The sequence below is a fragment of the [Clostridium] innocuum genome, from assembly GCA_012317185.1.
Lineage (GTDB): Bacteria > Bacillota_I > Bacilli_A > Erysipelotrichales > Erysipelotrichaceae > Clostridium_AQ > Clostridium_AQ innocuum.
In genome coordinates this window covers 3,197,684-3,214,122 of record CP048838.1, presented here as the reverse complement: position 1 = coordinate 3,214,122, position 16,439 = coordinate 3,197,684, and the positions used below count along the sequence as shown (strand labels likewise).

General features: G+C 45.6%; 11 protein-coding genes and 1 tRNA gene. 5 read left to right on the top strand and 7 right to left on the bottom strand.

Going from position 1 to position 16,439, the window contains the following annotated elements; all coding sequences use genetic code 11:
• Positions 1 to 402: 402 nt before the first annotated feature.
• On the top strand, positions 403 to 711 hold the full coding sequence (locus G4D54_15655; GenBank protein QJA03767.1) for a hypothetical protein: 309 nt from the start codon (positions 403 to 405) through the stop codon (positions 709 to 711).
• Between the two features lie 225 nt (positions 712 to 936).
• Here the strand turns inward: G4D54_15655 and G4D54_15650 are convergent, their stop codons facing one another.
• Positions 937 to 2,517 carry an amidohydrolase gene (locus tag G4D54_15650; GenBank protein QJA03766.1) on the bottom strand — a complete coding sequence of 527 codons (1,581 nt, stop codon included), beginning with the start codon at positions 2,515 to 2,517 and terminating at the stop codon, positions 937 to 939.
• 33 nt (positions 2,518 to 2,550) lie between these two features.
• Complete coding sequence (locus tag G4D54_15645; GenBank protein QJA03765.1) at positions 2,551 to 4,149, bottom strand: MFS transporter; 1,599 nt, start codon at positions 4,147 to 4,149, stop codon at positions 2,551 to 2,553.
• A gap of 127 nt (positions 4,150 to 4,276) precedes the next feature.
• Between G4D54_15645 and G4D54_15640 the strand changes: the two genes are divergently transcribed.
• The gene (locus G4D54_15640; GenBank protein ID QJA03764.1) at positions 4,277 to 6,064 is read left to right on the top strand and encodes an HTH domain-containing protein; all 1,788 of its coding nucleotides are present in this window, start codon (positions 4,277 to 4,279) and stop codon (positions 6,062 to 6,064) included.
• A gap of 311 nt (positions 6,065 to 6,375) precedes the next feature.
• Here G4D54_15640 and G4D54_15635 read toward each other — a convergent pair whose 3' ends face one another.
• Complete coding sequence (locus tag G4D54_15635; protein ID QJA03763.1) at positions 6,376 to 9,306, bottom strand: EAL domain-containing protein; 2,931 nt, start codon at positions 9,304 to 9,306, stop codon at positions 6,376 to 6,378.
• Positions 9,306 to 10,742 (bottom strand): extracellular solute-binding protein, encoded by a 1,437-nt coding sequence (locus G4D54_15630; GenBank protein QJA03762.1) that lies wholly within the window; start codon positions 10,740 to 10,742, stop codon positions 9,306 to 9,308. The genes G4D54_15635 and G4D54_15630 overlap by 1 nt, the downstream gene beginning before the upstream one ends.
• Positions 10,743 to 11,124: 382 nt before the next feature.
• On the opposite strand from G4D54_15630, the gene G4D54_15625 reads away from it, so the two are divergent.
• Positions 11,125 to 11,208, top strand: a tRNA-Leu gene (locus G4D54_15625).
• A gap of 330 nt (positions 11,209 to 11,538) precedes the next feature.
• Here the strand turns inward: G4D54_15625 and G4D54_15620 are convergent.
• Together G4D54_15620 and G4D54_15615 are read right to left on the bottom strand one after the other, a co-directional pair.
• Positions 11,539 to 11,874, bottom strand: a complete 336-nt coding sequence (locus G4D54_15620; GenBank protein ID QJA03761.1) for a hypothetical protein — start codon at positions 11,872 to 11,874, stop codon at positions 11,539 to 11,541.
• A gap of 13 nt (positions 11,875 to 11,887) precedes the next feature.
• Entirely contained in the window at positions 11,888 to 12,295 is a 408-nt protein-coding gene (locus G4D54_15615; protein QJA03760.1) for a helix-turn-helix transcriptional regulator, read from the bottom strand.
• A gap of 772 nt (positions 12,296 to 13,067) precedes the next feature.
• Here G4D54_15615 and G4D54_15610 point away from each other — a divergent pair.
• On the top strand, positions 13,068 to 14,033 hold the full coding sequence (locus G4D54_15610; GenBank protein QJA03759.1) for a Gfo/Idh/MocA family oxidoreductase: 966 nt from the start codon (positions 13,068 to 13,070) through the stop codon (positions 14,031 to 14,033).
• A 13-nt stretch (positions 14,034 to 14,046) separates the two neighbouring features.
• The gene (locus G4D54_15605; GenBank protein ID QJA03758.1) at positions 14,047 to 14,814 is read left to right on the top strand and encodes a GNAT family N-acetyltransferase; all 768 of its coding nucleotides are present in this window, start codon (positions 14,047 to 14,049) and stop codon (positions 14,812 to 14,814) included.
• Positions 14,815 to 14,958: 144 nt separating this feature from the next.
• On the opposite strand, the gene G4D54_15600 is transcribed toward G4D54_15605, so the two are convergent.
• Positions 14,959 to 16,425, bottom strand: a complete 1,467-nt coding sequence (locus G4D54_15600) for a GntR family transcriptional regulator (GenBank protein ID QJA03757.1) — start codon at positions 16,423 to 16,425, stop codon at positions 14,959 to 14,961.
• Between the last annotated feature and the right edge of the window lie 14 nt (positions 16,426 to 16,439).

Sequence of the window (16,439 nt, the reverse complement as noted above, 5' to 3'; positions counted from 1 at the left end):
TGCGGGAAGCAATACTATATCCATCGCCTCGATTCCTAAAACCATGTCCTACAGGTACCTTACCTCATCTTCACTGTTATTATATCACATAATTTAGCACTGTCAATACTAGAGTGCTAAAAACATGATTTTTTTCTATAGTCCGTTATGATTTTGGGCTTTAAATAATCAGTGCAAAGGCTGTAAAACACTAGAGATAGAAGGACATGTACCTTCTATGCTCTTGTCATCATCAGAGGAAGCCTCACATATTTTACACGGGCAGTGAATTGAGTCCTTCACGAAAACGATGCCTGCAGGCTTTTTCGTTTAGCATCCGCACAAGAGAACTTATGCCGTTTTGCGTCTTGTGAAATAATAATACATAGCATATAATGATGAAAAAGAAGGGGAGGAAGCGATATGGCAGCTATTATTTTTCTGGCATTGGGTGCGCTGATGCTTTATTTTGCAGTGGAGATTGGCATGCGAAGGCGTATTGCATTTCTGCATGATTATCATTATCAGAATATGAAGGAAGAGGATATCACACCCTATCTGCATCTGATGGGAGTGGGGCTTGCTGTTGTGGGGATATGCTTTGTCAGCTCTGCAGTGATTCTGTCGTGCCAAAAGGTGCTTTTTCTGCCGGTGTTGTTTGGCGGTCTGCTTCCGGGAATCGGAGTTATGCTCTATGCTCAGTATCGCTATAACGGAGGTATCTTCAGCTGATCATACATATAATACATATAAATAAAGAAGCTGTCGGACTGTGAATCGTATAAAGCAGCGTGAAGCTTTAAGGGAAAATGCTGGCATACGGCATCTTTGAAAGGCAGATAAAGAGTAGAAAGCTTTGCTGCAGCTTCAGGATGGCAATAAAAAAAGCGGGCAATTTTCATTTTGCCTGCTTTTCATCAGCCTAAGTCCCTGTTTCATTGCCCATATTGCTTATGGCTATGCTGCTTTTTTATAAATAGTACGGCCTTCCTTGATGGTTTCCATGACCTGAATGTCACGGAGCTTCATCGGCTCAGCCTTTAATGGATCCTCATTTAGAATAACCAGATCTGCCAGCTTTCCGGCCTCCAGTGTACCCTTGCGGTCCTCCTCGAAATACTGATAGGCGGCGTTAATGGTCACAGCCTTCAGTGCTTCCAGAACACTGATGCGCTGCTGTTCACCCAGTACGACACCATTCTTCGTGACACGATTGACTGCAGCCCATACACTTTCCAGCATATCCGGCAGAATAACCGGGGTATCCTGATGGAAGGTAAAGGGAATGTGATTTTTCAGGGCACTGGCGGTACAGGAGATATTTTCTGCCCGCTGTTTTCCGAAATTGACAAGGTGTACATCACCCCAGTGATATACATGGGCAACAAAATAGCTTGGCATCACGCCGGTTTCTTTCAGCTGCGGCAGCTGATCCGGACGCAGGGTTTGGGAATGTACCATGACCGGACGGGTATCTGTGGTTTTCTGTCTGCTGTGATGATAGCCGTTCAGCATCTGCTGGCTTGCGGCATCTCCGTTGCAGTGCACCAGCAGCTGGCGGTGTTCATCAAGAGCCTGCTGTACGTAGCCGTCCACCTGCTCATCCGTATAGATCGGATAGCCGCAATAATCACCGCTGTTTACATACGGCTTGCTCATCCATGCCGTCTTACCCTGTGGGGAGCCGTCCAGAAACAGCTTGTAGCCGCCGATGCGAAAGTGGTTCCTGTACTCCTTAAGGTCCTCTCTTTGCTGAACAACCTCGCTGTCCTCCACGATATCCACGTATGCAACCATATCCAGCAGCATCTGATCGCTGCGGCCAAGGCGTTCGTAAATATCCACCTCGCTCCTGTGCGCAAAGCCCTCCTGTGCTGTGGTAATACCGAAGCTGGCATAGATTTTCTGTGCCTCGACGGCATACGCATCAATGTTTTCCAGACTCATGACACGTTCTCCGGGACCGCGCATGAAGGTAACCTCTTCCATATATCCGTTCAGGTGTCCCTGCTCATCACGGCCATAGCTTCCACCCTCCGGATTCTTCACGCTGTCATCCAGACCATAAGCCTGCAGAGCCATGGTATTTAAGACTCCCATGTGGAAGGAGGAGTGTGCAAGAATGATAGGATGCGTACGGCTTGCGGCATCCAGCTCATGGCAGTTTGGATGCCGGTGCTCAGCAAGTGCATTATGGTCATAGCCAAAGCCCATCACCCATTCACCATCCGCTAGCTGTTTCTCTTCAATGTAGCGTTTGATTTCCTCCTGAATATCCGCAACACAGGTGCAGCTTTTCAGCGGAACAAATTTCAGGGTGTTCGCAAACTGCAGCATGTGGGAGTGCGCATCGATAAAGGAGGGCATCAGGCATGCTCCCTGCAAATCGATTCGCTCACAATCTGCCTCGCATAGAGGCTCCAGATCCTTCCTTGTGCCGACTGCCTGAATACTTCCGTTCCTGATCAGCAGTGCCTCACTGTATAATTCGTTTTCCTTCATCGTAAGGATGGTACCATTTGTATATAATTTCTGCATCTTTCCTCATCTCCTTATCACTGATGCATGAATTTATGCCTGTTCTTTTTTTGTAATCGTAATGCCGCCGGTACTGAAAATACATACAAGGGAAAGAATTCCCAGTACATAGAGTGCATACTGTGTGGAATGCATGCGGGCCTGTGCATTCAGACGGACAAGCTCCTGCTGCTCCTGCGGCTTCATGGTGAGATCCGACAGGGAAGAGATAAAGGCCTCATCCGACATAAAGCTGACATTTTTTGCTTCCTCCTGCTGTACAAGGGAGGCGGAGAGCAATGCATCCTTTTCCATACTGCTTCCCAGATTGGCATTGATCGTGAAAATCATAACCATGCCAAGCACCGCAACACCGATTGCCTGTCCGACATTTCTTGCGGTAGCCTGTATGCCGCCGGATTGCTGGGCATCACGCTCATTGACAGCCAGTGCCACGACATTGCTTGCCTGTGCACTCAGCATTCCCTGACCGATACCGGCAATGATCAACCCGATATACATGCCGATGGATACTCCGTGCTCCTGCAAAGAGAATGCCATAGGGATCACGGAAACGGCAAGCAGGATATAGCCGATGCGAAGAATCGTTTTCGGATGTACCTGCGCTGCATATTTCGGAACCCCCATGGATGCCGCAAACATGGGAGCACCGACACAGATCATCGCAACCCCTGTCTGAACGGCATTGAACCCACCGACAACCTGCAGATAGGGATTTACCAGCATAACAGTACCTCCCAGATACAGGAATACAATGGCGCTGGCGAACAGTCCTGCACGGACCTGCGCGGATTTCAGAAAGGAGGAAGGAAGCAGGGCACATCCGTTCTTCTGTTCAATGCTTTTTTCCATAACGACCAGTAGAGCAAGAATGATGACACCAAGCAGCGCAAGCGGCAGGGATGGGGAGATTCCAAAAAGCGTAAACGGTGCCTGCAGCGGTGTTATAAGTCCCCATACGGAAATCTTGGAAATACCGATCAAAAACAGGAACAGACCGATTGCCGCAACGATCGTTCCGCGCACATCCATTTTCAGATTCTTTGTTGAACGCTCAACCTCGGGGATTGCCGTTGAACCGATGAGAATCAGGAAAAAGTAAACGGCGAGTGCACCAAAGGCAACCCGAAAACCAAATGCATCCAGCAGAAAGCCGGCTACGATGGGACCTGCGGCTGCCGCAATCCCGGTGGCTGCACCGATGGCACCAAACGCGAAGACGCGTTCCTTACCACTGTAGATTCCCGGGATCAGTCCGAGAACGGAAGGTATCATAAAGCTTGCGCCCAGACCGACCAGCAAACGGCCGCCCCAGGTAAACATAACAACATTGGTGGAGATGGCCAGCATGAGCTCTCCGATGATGGCAAGAATCACACCGATGCGGAAGTTCTTTTTCCAGCCGATGATGATTCCCAGCATTCCGCCGGCAACCATAAACGCCCCGGCACAGAGCGAATACACCATATTGGCAAGCTGAATGTCATTCATACTTGCATGCAATGCGGATATCAGTGCGTTTGTCGCGACACTGAGAACCGCATTATCCCCTGAGGTTCCAATCTGTGTAAACATGAGAACGATCAGTGGAAGATATATCATCTGTTTCTTTTGTTTTAGTACAGTTTCCATAGCTATTGCCTCCTCAAATACTTACTTTCTATACCATAGTCCATTATAGGCCTGTTGAAGGCGTTGTTAAGTAGCAAAATTACCGTAACTGTGGTAAAATTTTTACAAAGAGGAAAGCGGGAGATGTATGAACCAGCGACAGCGAAAACTGCTTCTGTATCTGCTGTCACAGAAGCATTATCAGCCAATTCAGGAATTATGCGGGGAATTCGGCTTCAGTGAGAAAACGATACGCAATGATATTAAGGCAATCAATGCCTATCTGCATATGAATGAGGTAACATCACGGATTCAGACCAAGCGGGGAAGCGGTGTACGGATGCTTCTGATGGAGCGGGAGGAGGAGTATGTCCGCTATCTGCTGGAATCCAGGGTTCTGGAAATCAAGCCGGATTTGGACAGGTTTTATCACGGTATGATCTTACTGCTGTTTCGACAGGAGCCGTACACGATGGATACGCTTGCCGATGAATTGTATACAAACCGTCTTCAGCTGAAGGAAGATTTGCTGTGCTGGGAAAGTATGCTGCGGATGTTTCATCTGAAAATCACGAAGGGGACACATTTGCATATCGACGGGGACGAGCGGCAGCTTCGTCTGTTTGTGCTGTACTATTTTTATCAGCGAGCGGATAAGGCGATGATTATGAGTATTGAACCGGTTTTTCTGCAGGAGCATCAGTCTCTGTTTCGCGATATTCTGCGGCTGTACGAGGATGCCTATCGGTATCGCTTTACGGCGAATGCGCTGCATCATTTCAGTATTTATCTCGGCGTTATGATGAAACGGATTCAGATGGGCTATGGCCTGCAGGAGCAAACGCCCTATGTGGGAAACAGACGGGTCCATACCATGCTTCAGGATTATTTCCATGTGGATGTTAACGGTGAGGAAATGCGGTTTCTGGAACAGCTGATAGAAAGCGGGGCACGGCAGTGGAATAGAAGCATGCTGCATGAATTTGTAGTGAATGAGGAAACCAGGCAGCTGAGTGCGCGTTTCTTTGCGTTGCTGAAGCAGGAATATCACGGGGAGCCGGATGAGGAGCTTCCGATTCTCTTTTCCATTCTGCTGCAGACAGCGATGATACGAAAGCATCATGCCATGCGGGTGCTCCATTATAATGATACACAGGTGAAATTTGATTCCATGGCGGAGTTCCTCAGTGTTATGCGCCTGTTTCATAAGGATGAAAAACTGCGCGGGCTGCAGCTGTACGAGAGCGAATATACACGCTTATCCATGCTTTTACTGCCATATTTTCATCAGCTGGATATGCAGGTGCGTTTTCGTGCGGGAATGATTGTCAACTGCTCCTTGGAGCTGGCATATTATGGCCGTATGCGGATCAGTGAAGCGCTGCCGAATATTGATATTGTGCGTATTCTGACGGAGGATGAAATTGATGCGGCTGCTGCAGAGGTTGATTTCTTCATAACATTCGATTATCTGCATAAACAGGTTCCCAATGTGGAGATCAGCAGTATGATACAGGACAGCGATATTCAAAAGCTCCAGCTTTATCTGAAGCAGCTGCGGCAGCAGCGATCAGCACTGCAGCCGATATCCTGCAGCATGTGTGCGCATCATGCCGCTGATGAGGATGCTCTTGTTTCGTATCTGTTTCAATGCTATCAGGAAAACTGCAAAACAGGTACGTATGAGGACTTCACTGCCATGCTTCCCATGCATCGGCTTCTGCTTCGCGACTGCATGCTGGTGGTGCTGTATGATGAGCGATTCAGCAAATCCTTTATCTCGATGATAGCGCTGAAAAAGCAGCTGTATATCGAAGGGAAGGGAATCCGTCAGGTATGTATGGCAGGCTTTGTCCATACCTCCTATGAGCGATTGCAGGAGCAGCTGATGCAGCTGAAGGAGTGTCTGCGCAAGCAGCTGCCGCATCTCATGTAACTTGCAGAAGCAGCTGTGTTCTGCGCTACTTCTAAGCGTAATGCAGCCGCTGCTTATAATGGTATACAGAAAAAGGTACAGCGTCTCAGGGAGTTTCATCTTTCAGTGTTCATAAAAAGAAGAATTCAATTTCTATTGATGAAATACAATAGGATTGAATTCTCCTTTTTTCATTATTTATATCGGGGAAGATCCACAGGGATGCTGCGCCTTTTGTGATATAGAAACAGCTTTAGCAATAGATACGGGTAGGAGCTGAAGCAACCTTTTTTACCTCACAGCATACTTTTAGCTGCCGTGCAATAGCGATGCTAAAGATTACTGAGCTTTCTGCGTATGTCTGCTTCGCAGATATCGCTTATCTGAAGTGCCGGCTTTCCAAGATAATAGCCCTGTACAAAATCCACATCCATGCGAATCAGCTGCTGCAGCTCTTCTTTGGTTTCCACACCTTCAGCGATTACACGGATATGCTGGCGATGGGCAAAGGTAATCATGTTTTCAACCAGTCGCTGCCTGTTTTCATCCTTATGAATATCACGTACAAACATCATATCAATCTTAATATAGTTTGCTGCGACGTTTAAGAGGGTGGAATCGTTGCTATAGCCGCTTCCGAAATCATCAATCGCGATATGTGCGTCCCAGCGCTTTGCAAACTGCTGCTTGGTTTCCAGATAATGCTGTTCGATTTCATCTGTTTCAATCATCTCGATGACCAGCAACGGCAGATGCTCTTTATACTGCTGTTCGAGACTCTGTGTCAGATCATCCAGCATCGGGATGCTGGGGATGGAGTTGATGAACAGACGGGTCTTGGGAAAGGCAGAGTGGAAGTCCGCAAACTGAGCGATTGACTGCGTCCAGGTCATGAATTCCACACGGTAAAGCTGACTCTGCGATCTGGCAACGCGCAGGATATCCACCGGAGATGTGATAATCGTACTGCGTGGACGCATCAGTGCTTCAAAGGCGTAGATTTCTTTTGATTTCAGGTGGACGATCGGCTGATATGCATAGCTGACCAGATTATGGTCCAGTATTTCATTCAGCTCATTGCGGCCGCTGAGCAGCAGCTTGTCCTTATGATAGGTGCTTGGCTGGAATTCCTCAATACCGCCCTTCTGTGTACTCTTGATGGAATACATGGCAAAGTCGGCATATTTACTGAGCGTATCAAAGTCCTGCGCATCCTTTGGATACCAGGCAATCCCCGCAGACAGGCGAATTCGGATTTCTTCTTTCCCTGTAAAGGTGATTTTGTGTGCGTTGATCTGTCGATGCATACCCTCAACAATCGTACGAATTTCACTTTCCTTTTGATAGTGATGGAAGAAGACAAGGAATTCATCCCCTGCCATACGCGATACGATGCAGCGGGAGGAGGAGAGCTTTTGCAGATAGCGGGCGGTGGCACAGATGAGCTGATCACCGGCGTCGTGTCCATAGGTGTCATTGATTACCTTCAGGTTGTCAAGATCCCATAAAATCATGGCGCAGATTCCGCAGGCATCTCCGCTCAGAATCGCTTCCACGCGGCTGCGGAAGGCCCTTCTGTTAAAGAGCTGCGTGAGTACATCGTGATCGCGCTCATAGGTCAGCTTGCGTTTTTCGCGGATTTCATCACTGACATCCATAACGACAATGACATGGGTTCCCTCATGTTGGGAAAGGATGAAGCGTAGCCATGTTTCATGCTCATCCAGCTGATGCGAGATCACATAGGTGTGGACCTGTCTGCCGTCCTGCCATTCCTCTTTTTCTTCAAAGATTTCTATACGCTTTTTGAAAACCTCGATTTCCTGTACAAATTCCTTATGTGTATAGGAGGTTCGTTTTCTGTTATGAAAGCAGAGCAGATGGGGAATTTCCTCCGTGCAGTAAACGAGTCCGGAATCATAGACCTCAATGGCGCCGATTGGCATATCCAGCGCATGGATGACCTGGGAAAGTCTGGATTCCGCTGTGGACAGATTTCTGCTTAATTCCTCAATGGAGGAAGCAAGCTCATCAACCTCCAGTACTTTCACTCTCGGCAGATGCATTTCATCATTCGGATCGAAATTCTTCAATACCTTGGCAAGCTGTGCAATCGGATGTGAGAATTTCATGCTTGTGAAAAGAGCGATGATGAAGGCGAGCAGTATCGAGCCCAGCATTGTCCAGAGAATGGTTTTCTGAAGACGAATTGCGCTGCTGTACAGTGCGTCGTATTCCAGCGTACCGATCAGATACCATTCCTGCTCGACAAAGGGCGTATTGCTTTCATAAAGGTGCAGCTGTTCCTGCTGCATGACAAGTAATCGATCGTTTACCGTCAGGGTGGAGCCGCGTTCACCGGCGGCATCCTCCAGCTCGAATTTCTTTCCGATAGGAAACAGACTGCGATAGTTGGGACCATTGCTGTATACCACTTCATAGGTGTCGGTATTCTTATTTTTGCATGCCAGCAGATAGGCATTGCTGGAATCATCGTTTAATTCTTCATAGGGAAGATATTTTTTTAGAAAATCAAGGGATATTTCCACACCGGCAACACCGTACACCTGATGCTCAGAGCTAATCAGAGGAAAGGAATAGGTGATGAACTCGGTTTCATTATCCTGCATACGTATGCTCGTACCCCAATAGCCGTAGCTTTTAATTTCTTCCCTTGGATTGTTTACCGTCGCCTGATAGGGACGGAAGTAAAAGCCGTCGTTTTCATCCTTTTCTGATAGCTTCATGAAGGTTTTCCACTCGGAATGCAGAGAGTAGCCTGCTTTTTTGAGAGCACTTGCATTGCCAAAGCGTGCAATGATATCGCTTTTATCATTATATGTGTCACCGGGGGTACCATCTGTCAGATAATAGGCAGGGTAGCTATCGGTATGAAAGACATCCTTATCAAATATAACATAGGAGCCTGTGATGTATTTCAGCTTGGAGAAGGCATCCATCTGCTTCAGGACGGATGCCGGCAGCTCCCTGCTGTTCTGATAGGCGGCAGCATTATGATAAACCTTTTCACATTCCTGTAGCAGTTCCTTGTAGGTATCCTGCTGATACAGATCGGTTGCCATGATTTCCTGCAGATCCGATACCCTGAATTTCACCCGCTGATGAAAGAGATGATAAGAGATATCCTTCAGATTGCTGATGGTACCACCGGCAAAAACCGTACCCATAAAGATCAGACAGATCGCGGCACCGGTCAGCGTGAGCGTTATCAGCAGCCTGCGAAACAGGGAATTCTTCTGCATTATGCATCACTGTCCTTCATCTTTTCGTTAATATCCTTTGTAATCTGTTCAAACCATGTATTGAAATTTTCATCGCTGAGATATTGCTTCCAAGCTTTTTCGCGGCTGTCTCCACGCTTTATTGCCTTTTGTATTTTAAGGGCATCCCCGGCGCATTTTTCATTCAGTGCTGTTTCCAGATAATTGCGGATTTCAAAGCTTTTGTTAAATGATTTCTGCGAGGTCAGAGTACTCTTTGAGACAGTTTCCATCGAGGTTTTGACGATATCTCTTACGAGCTGATTCGCAGTAACCTTTTCGGCTTCCGTAATGGAGTTCCAGGATTCAAAGGAGTTTGCCTCCTTTTTCACCGGCAGATAAGAGGATTCTGCGGAGAACAGCGTATTTCTTTCCTTTTCCGTGAACCATTTTAAGAACTGAATGGAAGCATATTCGTGTGTTTCATCGCTTTTACTGACAGCCATACCAGCTCCCTGTGTAATCGCATAGCTCTTTTTTTCCTCGAAGTTGGGAACCTGACGTACGATATATTTCACAGCATAGCCTGTTCCATCATCACTGATGATTTCCTTCGGAAAGAAGGTTGCTCCTGCAGAGGAGGCAACACAGGCAATGACATCCTCGGTTTTCATGTCATCACTGGCAAACCGTCCGTTTTTGGTATAATAGCCCTTTACAAACGGAACATAATACTGATTCCAAAGCTTGCGCATGGTTTCTTTGCTGACGGTGAAGGAGCCGGAGTATCCGGTTATGGTAAATAGCGGTGTACCCAGCTGTTCGCTTCCGGCATTGAGATAATTCATGAGGGCATCTCTCGCAAAAAAGGCTTTTCCTCCACTGTATGTATAGTATTTCTCACTGACATGGGCAAGTCCCTCCCATGTATCCAGATCGGAAAGCTTTACATCTTCCTTTTTCGCAAATTCATCCCATTTATTCTTATTGATAACCATGACCTCCGTTGCCTTTGCTATTGGGAAGATATTGACATCATCATGATTGTGCAGAATGCCATCCTTCATATAGTCATCGACATATTCTGCCATTTCCTCATCTGACATATAGGCATTGATGGAAACGAGCTTTTCCGCTTTTTCCATATCCTCCGCCGTATCTCCATAGGCGGCAAAAATATTCGGAAGCTCCGGAGCATTTACTTTTTTCTCCAGAGAGCTTTTTAAATCTGCGGAAATGTTGGATATGCTTCCCTTTGCGACAGCATCCACACTGATTCCCTGCTTTTTCCCCTGTGTTTCATTGAATTCATCAACAAGCTCATCAAATGCCTGCTTCTGTGAACCGCTGTAATAATGCCAGAGGGTCAGAGTGATAGGCTTATCGGGGTCCAGTCCATGGTCATTAGCGGAACAGCCCTGTAAAACAGTAGCAGATAATAGGAGCATACAAACGGCTGCGAGTCTGAGTTTTTTCATGAAGGAATCCTCCCTTGTTATGATTTATATCCCCTCCATTATACCACATAATAGCTTTATAATTCTTTCTACATAAGGAAAAGCTGACATTTATGAAAAAAGCTGTTCCTGAACGGACAAGGTGTGGGCCTATGAGGGATGAGATAGAAGAAGATGGGATATCTGTGTCACGAATTATCAGTCAGATTCTAAGAGAGCCTGCATAAAATACGGAGATAGCAGGATTGTCGATAAAGTATAGCCCGTTTCTTTTTACTTTTATTGCAGTTTTATGTACCTCGTTATGCAATAGAGTTGAATAGGATTGTTAGTTGATTTTTTTAAGAAATTTCAGAGAAAGGATTGCAATTATCACAGGATATGTTATAATATTAAAGCATTTGCGGGCGTGGTGAAATTGGCAGACACGCTAGACTTAGGATCTAGTGCTTCGCGCGTGCAGGTTCAAGTCCTGTCGCCCGCACCATTTGAAATTATCAGGTTATATACATTTTGCCGAAAGGTTAAAAGGTCTTAAATAAGGGCTTTGGAAAATGTGTAGCCTGTTTTTTTAACTCTTATATGTAGGATCCTGTGTTTCACATTTTATGATTTTCACCTGGATACAGCTATCCTATGGGCAAATCGCAAATAAAAAGCGATGATTACGGAAGGTTTTCCAGGAAAAGTAATCATCGCCTTTTGGTGTTCGGGAAGGCTTGCATATAGTTGAAGCATTCAGCTCAAGGGCTATCTTATTATACAGGAGATAGCCCGGCTTTTTCATTGGAAATAGACAGGAAGGTTTTACTGCCTGCTAGATGAAGGTCATTGCACTAAGCACAAAGCTGATAGCGCCTGTTACTAGGAAGAGTAATCCGATACCAGCGGCTTTCTTTCTTCTCTCGATTTCCGATTGGGCATCTGAAGTGAGATCGACGAAAGGATAGTTTCTTCTGGTAATCAGATAAAGGATCAAACCACTGGAATTATTTCCATTCATGGCTAATAATCCCCAGAGCTTTGGGTGCTTCAGACCTCTCGCATTTGCATCGGTGACGGTGATATGATAGATTTGATATACAATTTCAATGACACCTACAAAAAAAACTGCGCTGCATACCACTGCTGTTATTGTCGTATTGATATTCATAAGATACTCCTCCTTAAAGTTTTTTGATAATCTGATACAGTAAAATCGCCGAGCTCAATATGGCAAAGCAGAATACACCTATGAGATAATATAGATTGCCGGATAGAAACACATTACATATTCCAAGGAGTAATACAAACAGGATATTCAACAAAATTGCCATAACTAATTTTTGATTGCTTTTTACTACATTCGTATTTGTTTCTAAATGCTCCATCAATTTATCATCTCCTTTTAATATTTCGTCCAGGCTGATAGAATAAAGATTACTCATATCTATCCTATCTATGATATCCGGATAGGATTTTTCGTTTTCCCAGTTGGATATCGTTTGGCGGGATACATTGATTTTATCTGCAACCTGCTCTTGTGTCAGTCCGCAAGCTATGCGCGCCTTTTTTAATTTTTTACCTATTTCCATATGTACATGCTCCTTTCAGTTCCATCATGTCACCTGGAGGTAGAAAAGTCTATCAAAAATTTTTTACATCCATCATTTTATCGTCTGAATAAAGCTTGAATTATATCATTTTAAAAAAGGGGTGAAAAAAAGGGCTGTTCATGTCCAGCCCTTTCCCTCACGATTTTGTCGGTATACAGAACTTGTGAGGTATTGTAATCTGAGGATTACACTATTAGTATACCTTGTTTTCTAAAAAAAGCAATTCAAAAACGGATGAAAAAGCTATGTTTTTGCATGAAATACAGAAAAATGAAAAGGCTTTCTATAAATATCATGTTTTATGCAAAGGATACGTGTTTTTCAACATTTGCTGTATATATAAATGGTTCGAAAAGAGCTTCAGTTCAAATTAGGGTGCCATATATGGGAAAGCTGAAAGAGGTTATGATTCCTAATCTTTATAGCTCCTTTTCTAAAGCTTCACCAATCCGTCATAATTGCGGAAGAATCCTGAAAAAGTGCAGTCCTTATAAATGTCACACTGTGTTGTCCAAGCGCTTTTATAGAAACGTCTTTTTAACGGCAATCGCTTTATAAGGTGAAATAGGAAACGAAAAGGAAGATAAGGTTGAATTGCTGTACCTGAACCTGTAATGCTCATCATTATGGTATCTTATGCGGTGAAGCTCTCTACGGGGAAATCGTGTTGACAGCAGGGAAAGAAAAGGATAAGATGGTCATAATAGAATAAATGTTCTCTATCAGACGACTATGAAAAGAGGTTGATGGTATGGTGCTGCATTATGGAATTATATCGGTAGCTGCAATAACAGAGCGTTTTCTTCATGCCATTATCGAAGCCGGAGATACGATAGAAGCCATTGCCTCCCGTTCTTTGGAAAAGGCACAGGCAAAAGCGGAGGTGTATGGGGTACGTAAGGCTTATGGGACATATGAACAGGTATATACGGATCCGGATGTGGATATCGTTTATATTGCGGTAAACAATGCAAATCACGGAAAAGAAATAAAAGCTGCTCTTCACCATGGCAAGCATGTTGTATGCGAAAAGCCGATTGCTTTGTCCTGCGGGGAAGCAAAGGAGCTGTTTGCCTTAGCAAAGCAGAAGCAGCTGTTTTTGATGGAAGCACAAAAAAGTCTGTTTCTGCCTGTCACACAGGATATCCGCGATATCCTGCAGAAGCAGACACTGGGGAAGCTTCTGCAGGTTGCGATGAGTGCAAGCTTTCCCAACCCGCGTGCCGCATGGATGCACGATCCTTTGCAGGGAGGGGTGGTGTATGGCAGCGCCAGCTATACGATTGAATATTTGCAGTATTTGCTAGAGCCGCATAAGATTCATGCTTCTGCTATGGGAACAAGAGAAGTGCTGGGGGCTATTGACAGGGTAAGCATGAATTTCCTGTTCGACGATATTCTTGTCAACAGCAGGATTTCCATGAACGGGGAAACCCTGCAGCAGGCACTGTTTTATTTTGAAAAGGGATATATCCGCATTCCGAATTACTGGAAGGCACGGGAATACTTCCTTGTAGTGGACGGTGTAGAGCAAAGGATACAGCATCCTTGCGTCTATGAAATGAAATATGAAGCAGAACATATTCATGCATGTCTGGAAACCGGTCGGCTGGAAAGCCCGATCCTGCGTGCGGAGCAAAGCATTCTTTGTTGTTTTCTTGTAGATGAAATCCTGCGGCAGCTATCACAGCAGGAAGTAGTATGCTGTATTGATTAGGAGGAACGTTATTATGATATATAAAATGAAGCATCCCGAACGGGCTGAGGCTCTGTTTGCACATGCACAGGATACGATGATTCTTTCCTGTCTGCAAAATGTGATGGGGGATATTTACGCAGATGATCCTGAAAATCCGAAATCAGCTATGGCGGTTTTGGGCGTCTTCTGCTTTTTCGCAGGAGAGGTCAATCATGAGCTGATTGCATATAAGCCGGACACATATACAATTCCCTTTATCATCATGAGCGCAGATACCACCTCTTTAAAAGCTGCCATTCAGGCGCAATATGGGGAACGCGCCAAGGAGGTCACGCGATATGCCATAAAAAAGGAGGCAGGCATCTTCTCTTTGCGGCACCTTCAGCATATCGTAGAGAACCTCAGCTCAGAATATGAGCTGAAGCTGATCGACGAAACGATATTCAACTGGTCGCGGCAACAGCCTTGGTGCAAGGAATGGACCTCTTTATATAAGGATTACGAGACATATCGCACAACTGGGCTTGGAGTTGCTGTCCTGAAGGACAAGCTTCCGGTTGCCGGCGCCTCCTCCTACAGCTCCTATCGCGAGGGAATTGAAATTCAGGTAGATACAAAAAAGGAATACAGAAGACAGGGACTGGCAGCTGCAGCATGCGCAAAGCTGATACTGGAATGCCTGAAGCGTGGCTGGTATCCGAGCTGGGATGCCCACAATATGGATTCTGTACATCTGGCGGAGAAGCTCGGCTATCATTTTGACAAAGAATATACAGTGTTCGAAATTCACGGATACTGAAAAACGGCTGCCGGCGCATAGGTTCTTACGCAAATTAAAAGCAGGGAGAAATCAACACGATAGTAGTTATCAATAGAAGTTGATCTCTCCCTGTTTGCATACTCCCTAAAGTAAGAAAGAACCGGCGTATAATCAGCTGTTTTTTTATAAAAAGACCTCATCCGGTGTTTTCATATAGGATGCCTCAAAGAGCTGTAAATCGATCATATTTGAGCGGACAACATCCAGAATATGAGCATAGCATATGCACAGCTGAGTGGAAAATGCCTCCTGATTTCCTGCCTGCAGGTAGTTCACAGCTTCCATGCTTTTGCGGTTTAATACGGTAGAGCCGTGCTGTTTACTGGGATAAAAGGAATAATAATAGCCCCAGCACACTATCCGGCCAAGCTCTGTCAACAGGGTACGCAGAGTTTCCAGCGGTACATATTGAAGTACAAGCGCCGTCAGACAATCCAAAGGAATCCGTTCTTCGTGCTGTAAATCATACTGCAGCTTAGACAGAGCCTGTTGTGTAATAAAAGGGAACGCTGAGCGTGCTGCAGGCTTCATAAGGAGGATCATAAGCTGCAGACCACTGAGGTAGCGCAGGGTGTCCTTCCGGTAAACCTTTATCTGCATGCATTTAGCGGCAGTATTCTCGTCCTGCATGCAGACTGTGGTTCCTTTGACATTCTGTGTTTTTGCATAGCCCAGCTCATTCAGTGAGGCGAGGGCCTTACGAATCGTTGCAACGCTTACCTTATATTGTGCAGCGAGTTTTGCCTCCGAGGGAAGCCGTGATCCTACCGTAATTCTTCCGGTACCGATCTTGTCAATCAAATCGCGTGTAATCTGGACATGCAGGTGGTCGCATCCCCGATCGGAATGCCATATAAAAGGCTTTTTTGACTGTTCGATTTGCGGATACTGCTCCCTCAGGCGCTGCATCTGCAGCTCGGCTGTTTTTTGTACAGCAGTATACATCTGTGTAAGTCTGACCATGCTCTCTGTAAGCTGTCGGTTGTACATGGCTTCCTGAACCCATAAAATATTCTGAAACCGGTAGCTTTCTCGGTTAAGGCTTGAGCCCTGCTTTTCCTGAAAGAAGAATATCGGTCTTGCATACAGCGTAAGGCTGGAAAATAAGTCCCGAAAAAACATATTGTGCGTCTGATCCAGCAGTGCATTGAAGATTTTCAGATTGGTTTTCCAGCGTAATTCTGTATTTTTCTCTGCAGCCTCCTCAACTGATTCTTTCATACAGTGCAATGTGTAATCACTGCACACCTGAACAGAGAAGGAAAGAATACGCGGCATGATCAGTGTCATTGTGGCATAAGCATCCCGTAAGGATTGCTGATATTTTACGATATAAGTAACTGCTGCGGTTTCCTGTTCCCTTTGATCCTGCCGATATATGACGAGCATTGGCTTTCGCTCTTCGGTTTTTATGTAGCCCTCCTGCTTCAGCCGTTCCAATACATCCCGCACGGTTCGAATTCCCACATGATAAAGCTCACATAATCGCATGATTGAGGGCAGTGTGGATCCAAAGGGCATTCTGCCACTGATGATTTCCTCCCGCAGACTGTGATACAGATATTCAAAAAGGGTTTCCTTTCTTTGCATAATTGACACCTCAT

Coding starts and splice junctions, on each gene's coding strand:
- G4D54_15635 (QJA03763.1), bottom strand. CDS start 9,306: ATGCAGAAGAATTCCCTGTTTCGCAGGCTGCTGATAACGCTCACGCTG.
- G4D54_15645 (QJA03765.1), bottom strand. CDS start 4,149: ATGGAAACTGTACTAAAACAAAAGAAACAGATGATATATCTTCCACTG.
- G4D54_15605 (QJA03758.1), top strand. CDS start 14,047: ATGATATATAAAATGAAGCATCCCGAACGGGCTGAGGCTCTGTTTGCA.
- G4D54_15650 (QJA03766.1), bottom strand. CDS start 2,517: ATGCAGAAATTATATACAAATGGTACCATCCTTACGATGAAGGAAAAC.
- G4D54_15655 (QJA03767.1), top strand. CDS start 403: ATGGCAGCTATTATTTTTCTGGCATTGGGTGCGCTGATGCTTTATTTT.
- G4D54_15630 (QJA03762.1), bottom strand. CDS start 10,742: ATGAAAAAACTCAGACTCGCAGCCGTTTGTATGCTCCTATTATCTGCT.
- G4D54_15640 (QJA03764.1), top strand. CDS start 4,277: ATGAACCAGCGACAGCGAAAACTGCTTCTGTATCTGCTGTCACAGAAG.
- G4D54_15620 (QJA03761.1), bottom strand. CDS start 11,874: ATGAATATCAATACGACAATAACAGCAGTGGTATGCAGCGCAGTTTTT.
- G4D54_15600 (QJA03757.1), bottom strand. CDS start 16,425: ATGCAAAGAAAGGAAACCCTTTTTGAATATCTGTATCACAGTCTGCGG.
- G4D54_15615 (QJA03760.1), bottom strand. CDS start 12,295: ATGGAAATAGGTAAAAAATTAAAAAAGGCGCGCATAGCTTGCGGACTG.
- G4D54_15610 (QJA03759.1), top strand. CDS start 13,068: ATGGTGCTGCATTATGGAATTATATCGGTAGCTGCAATAACAGAGCGT.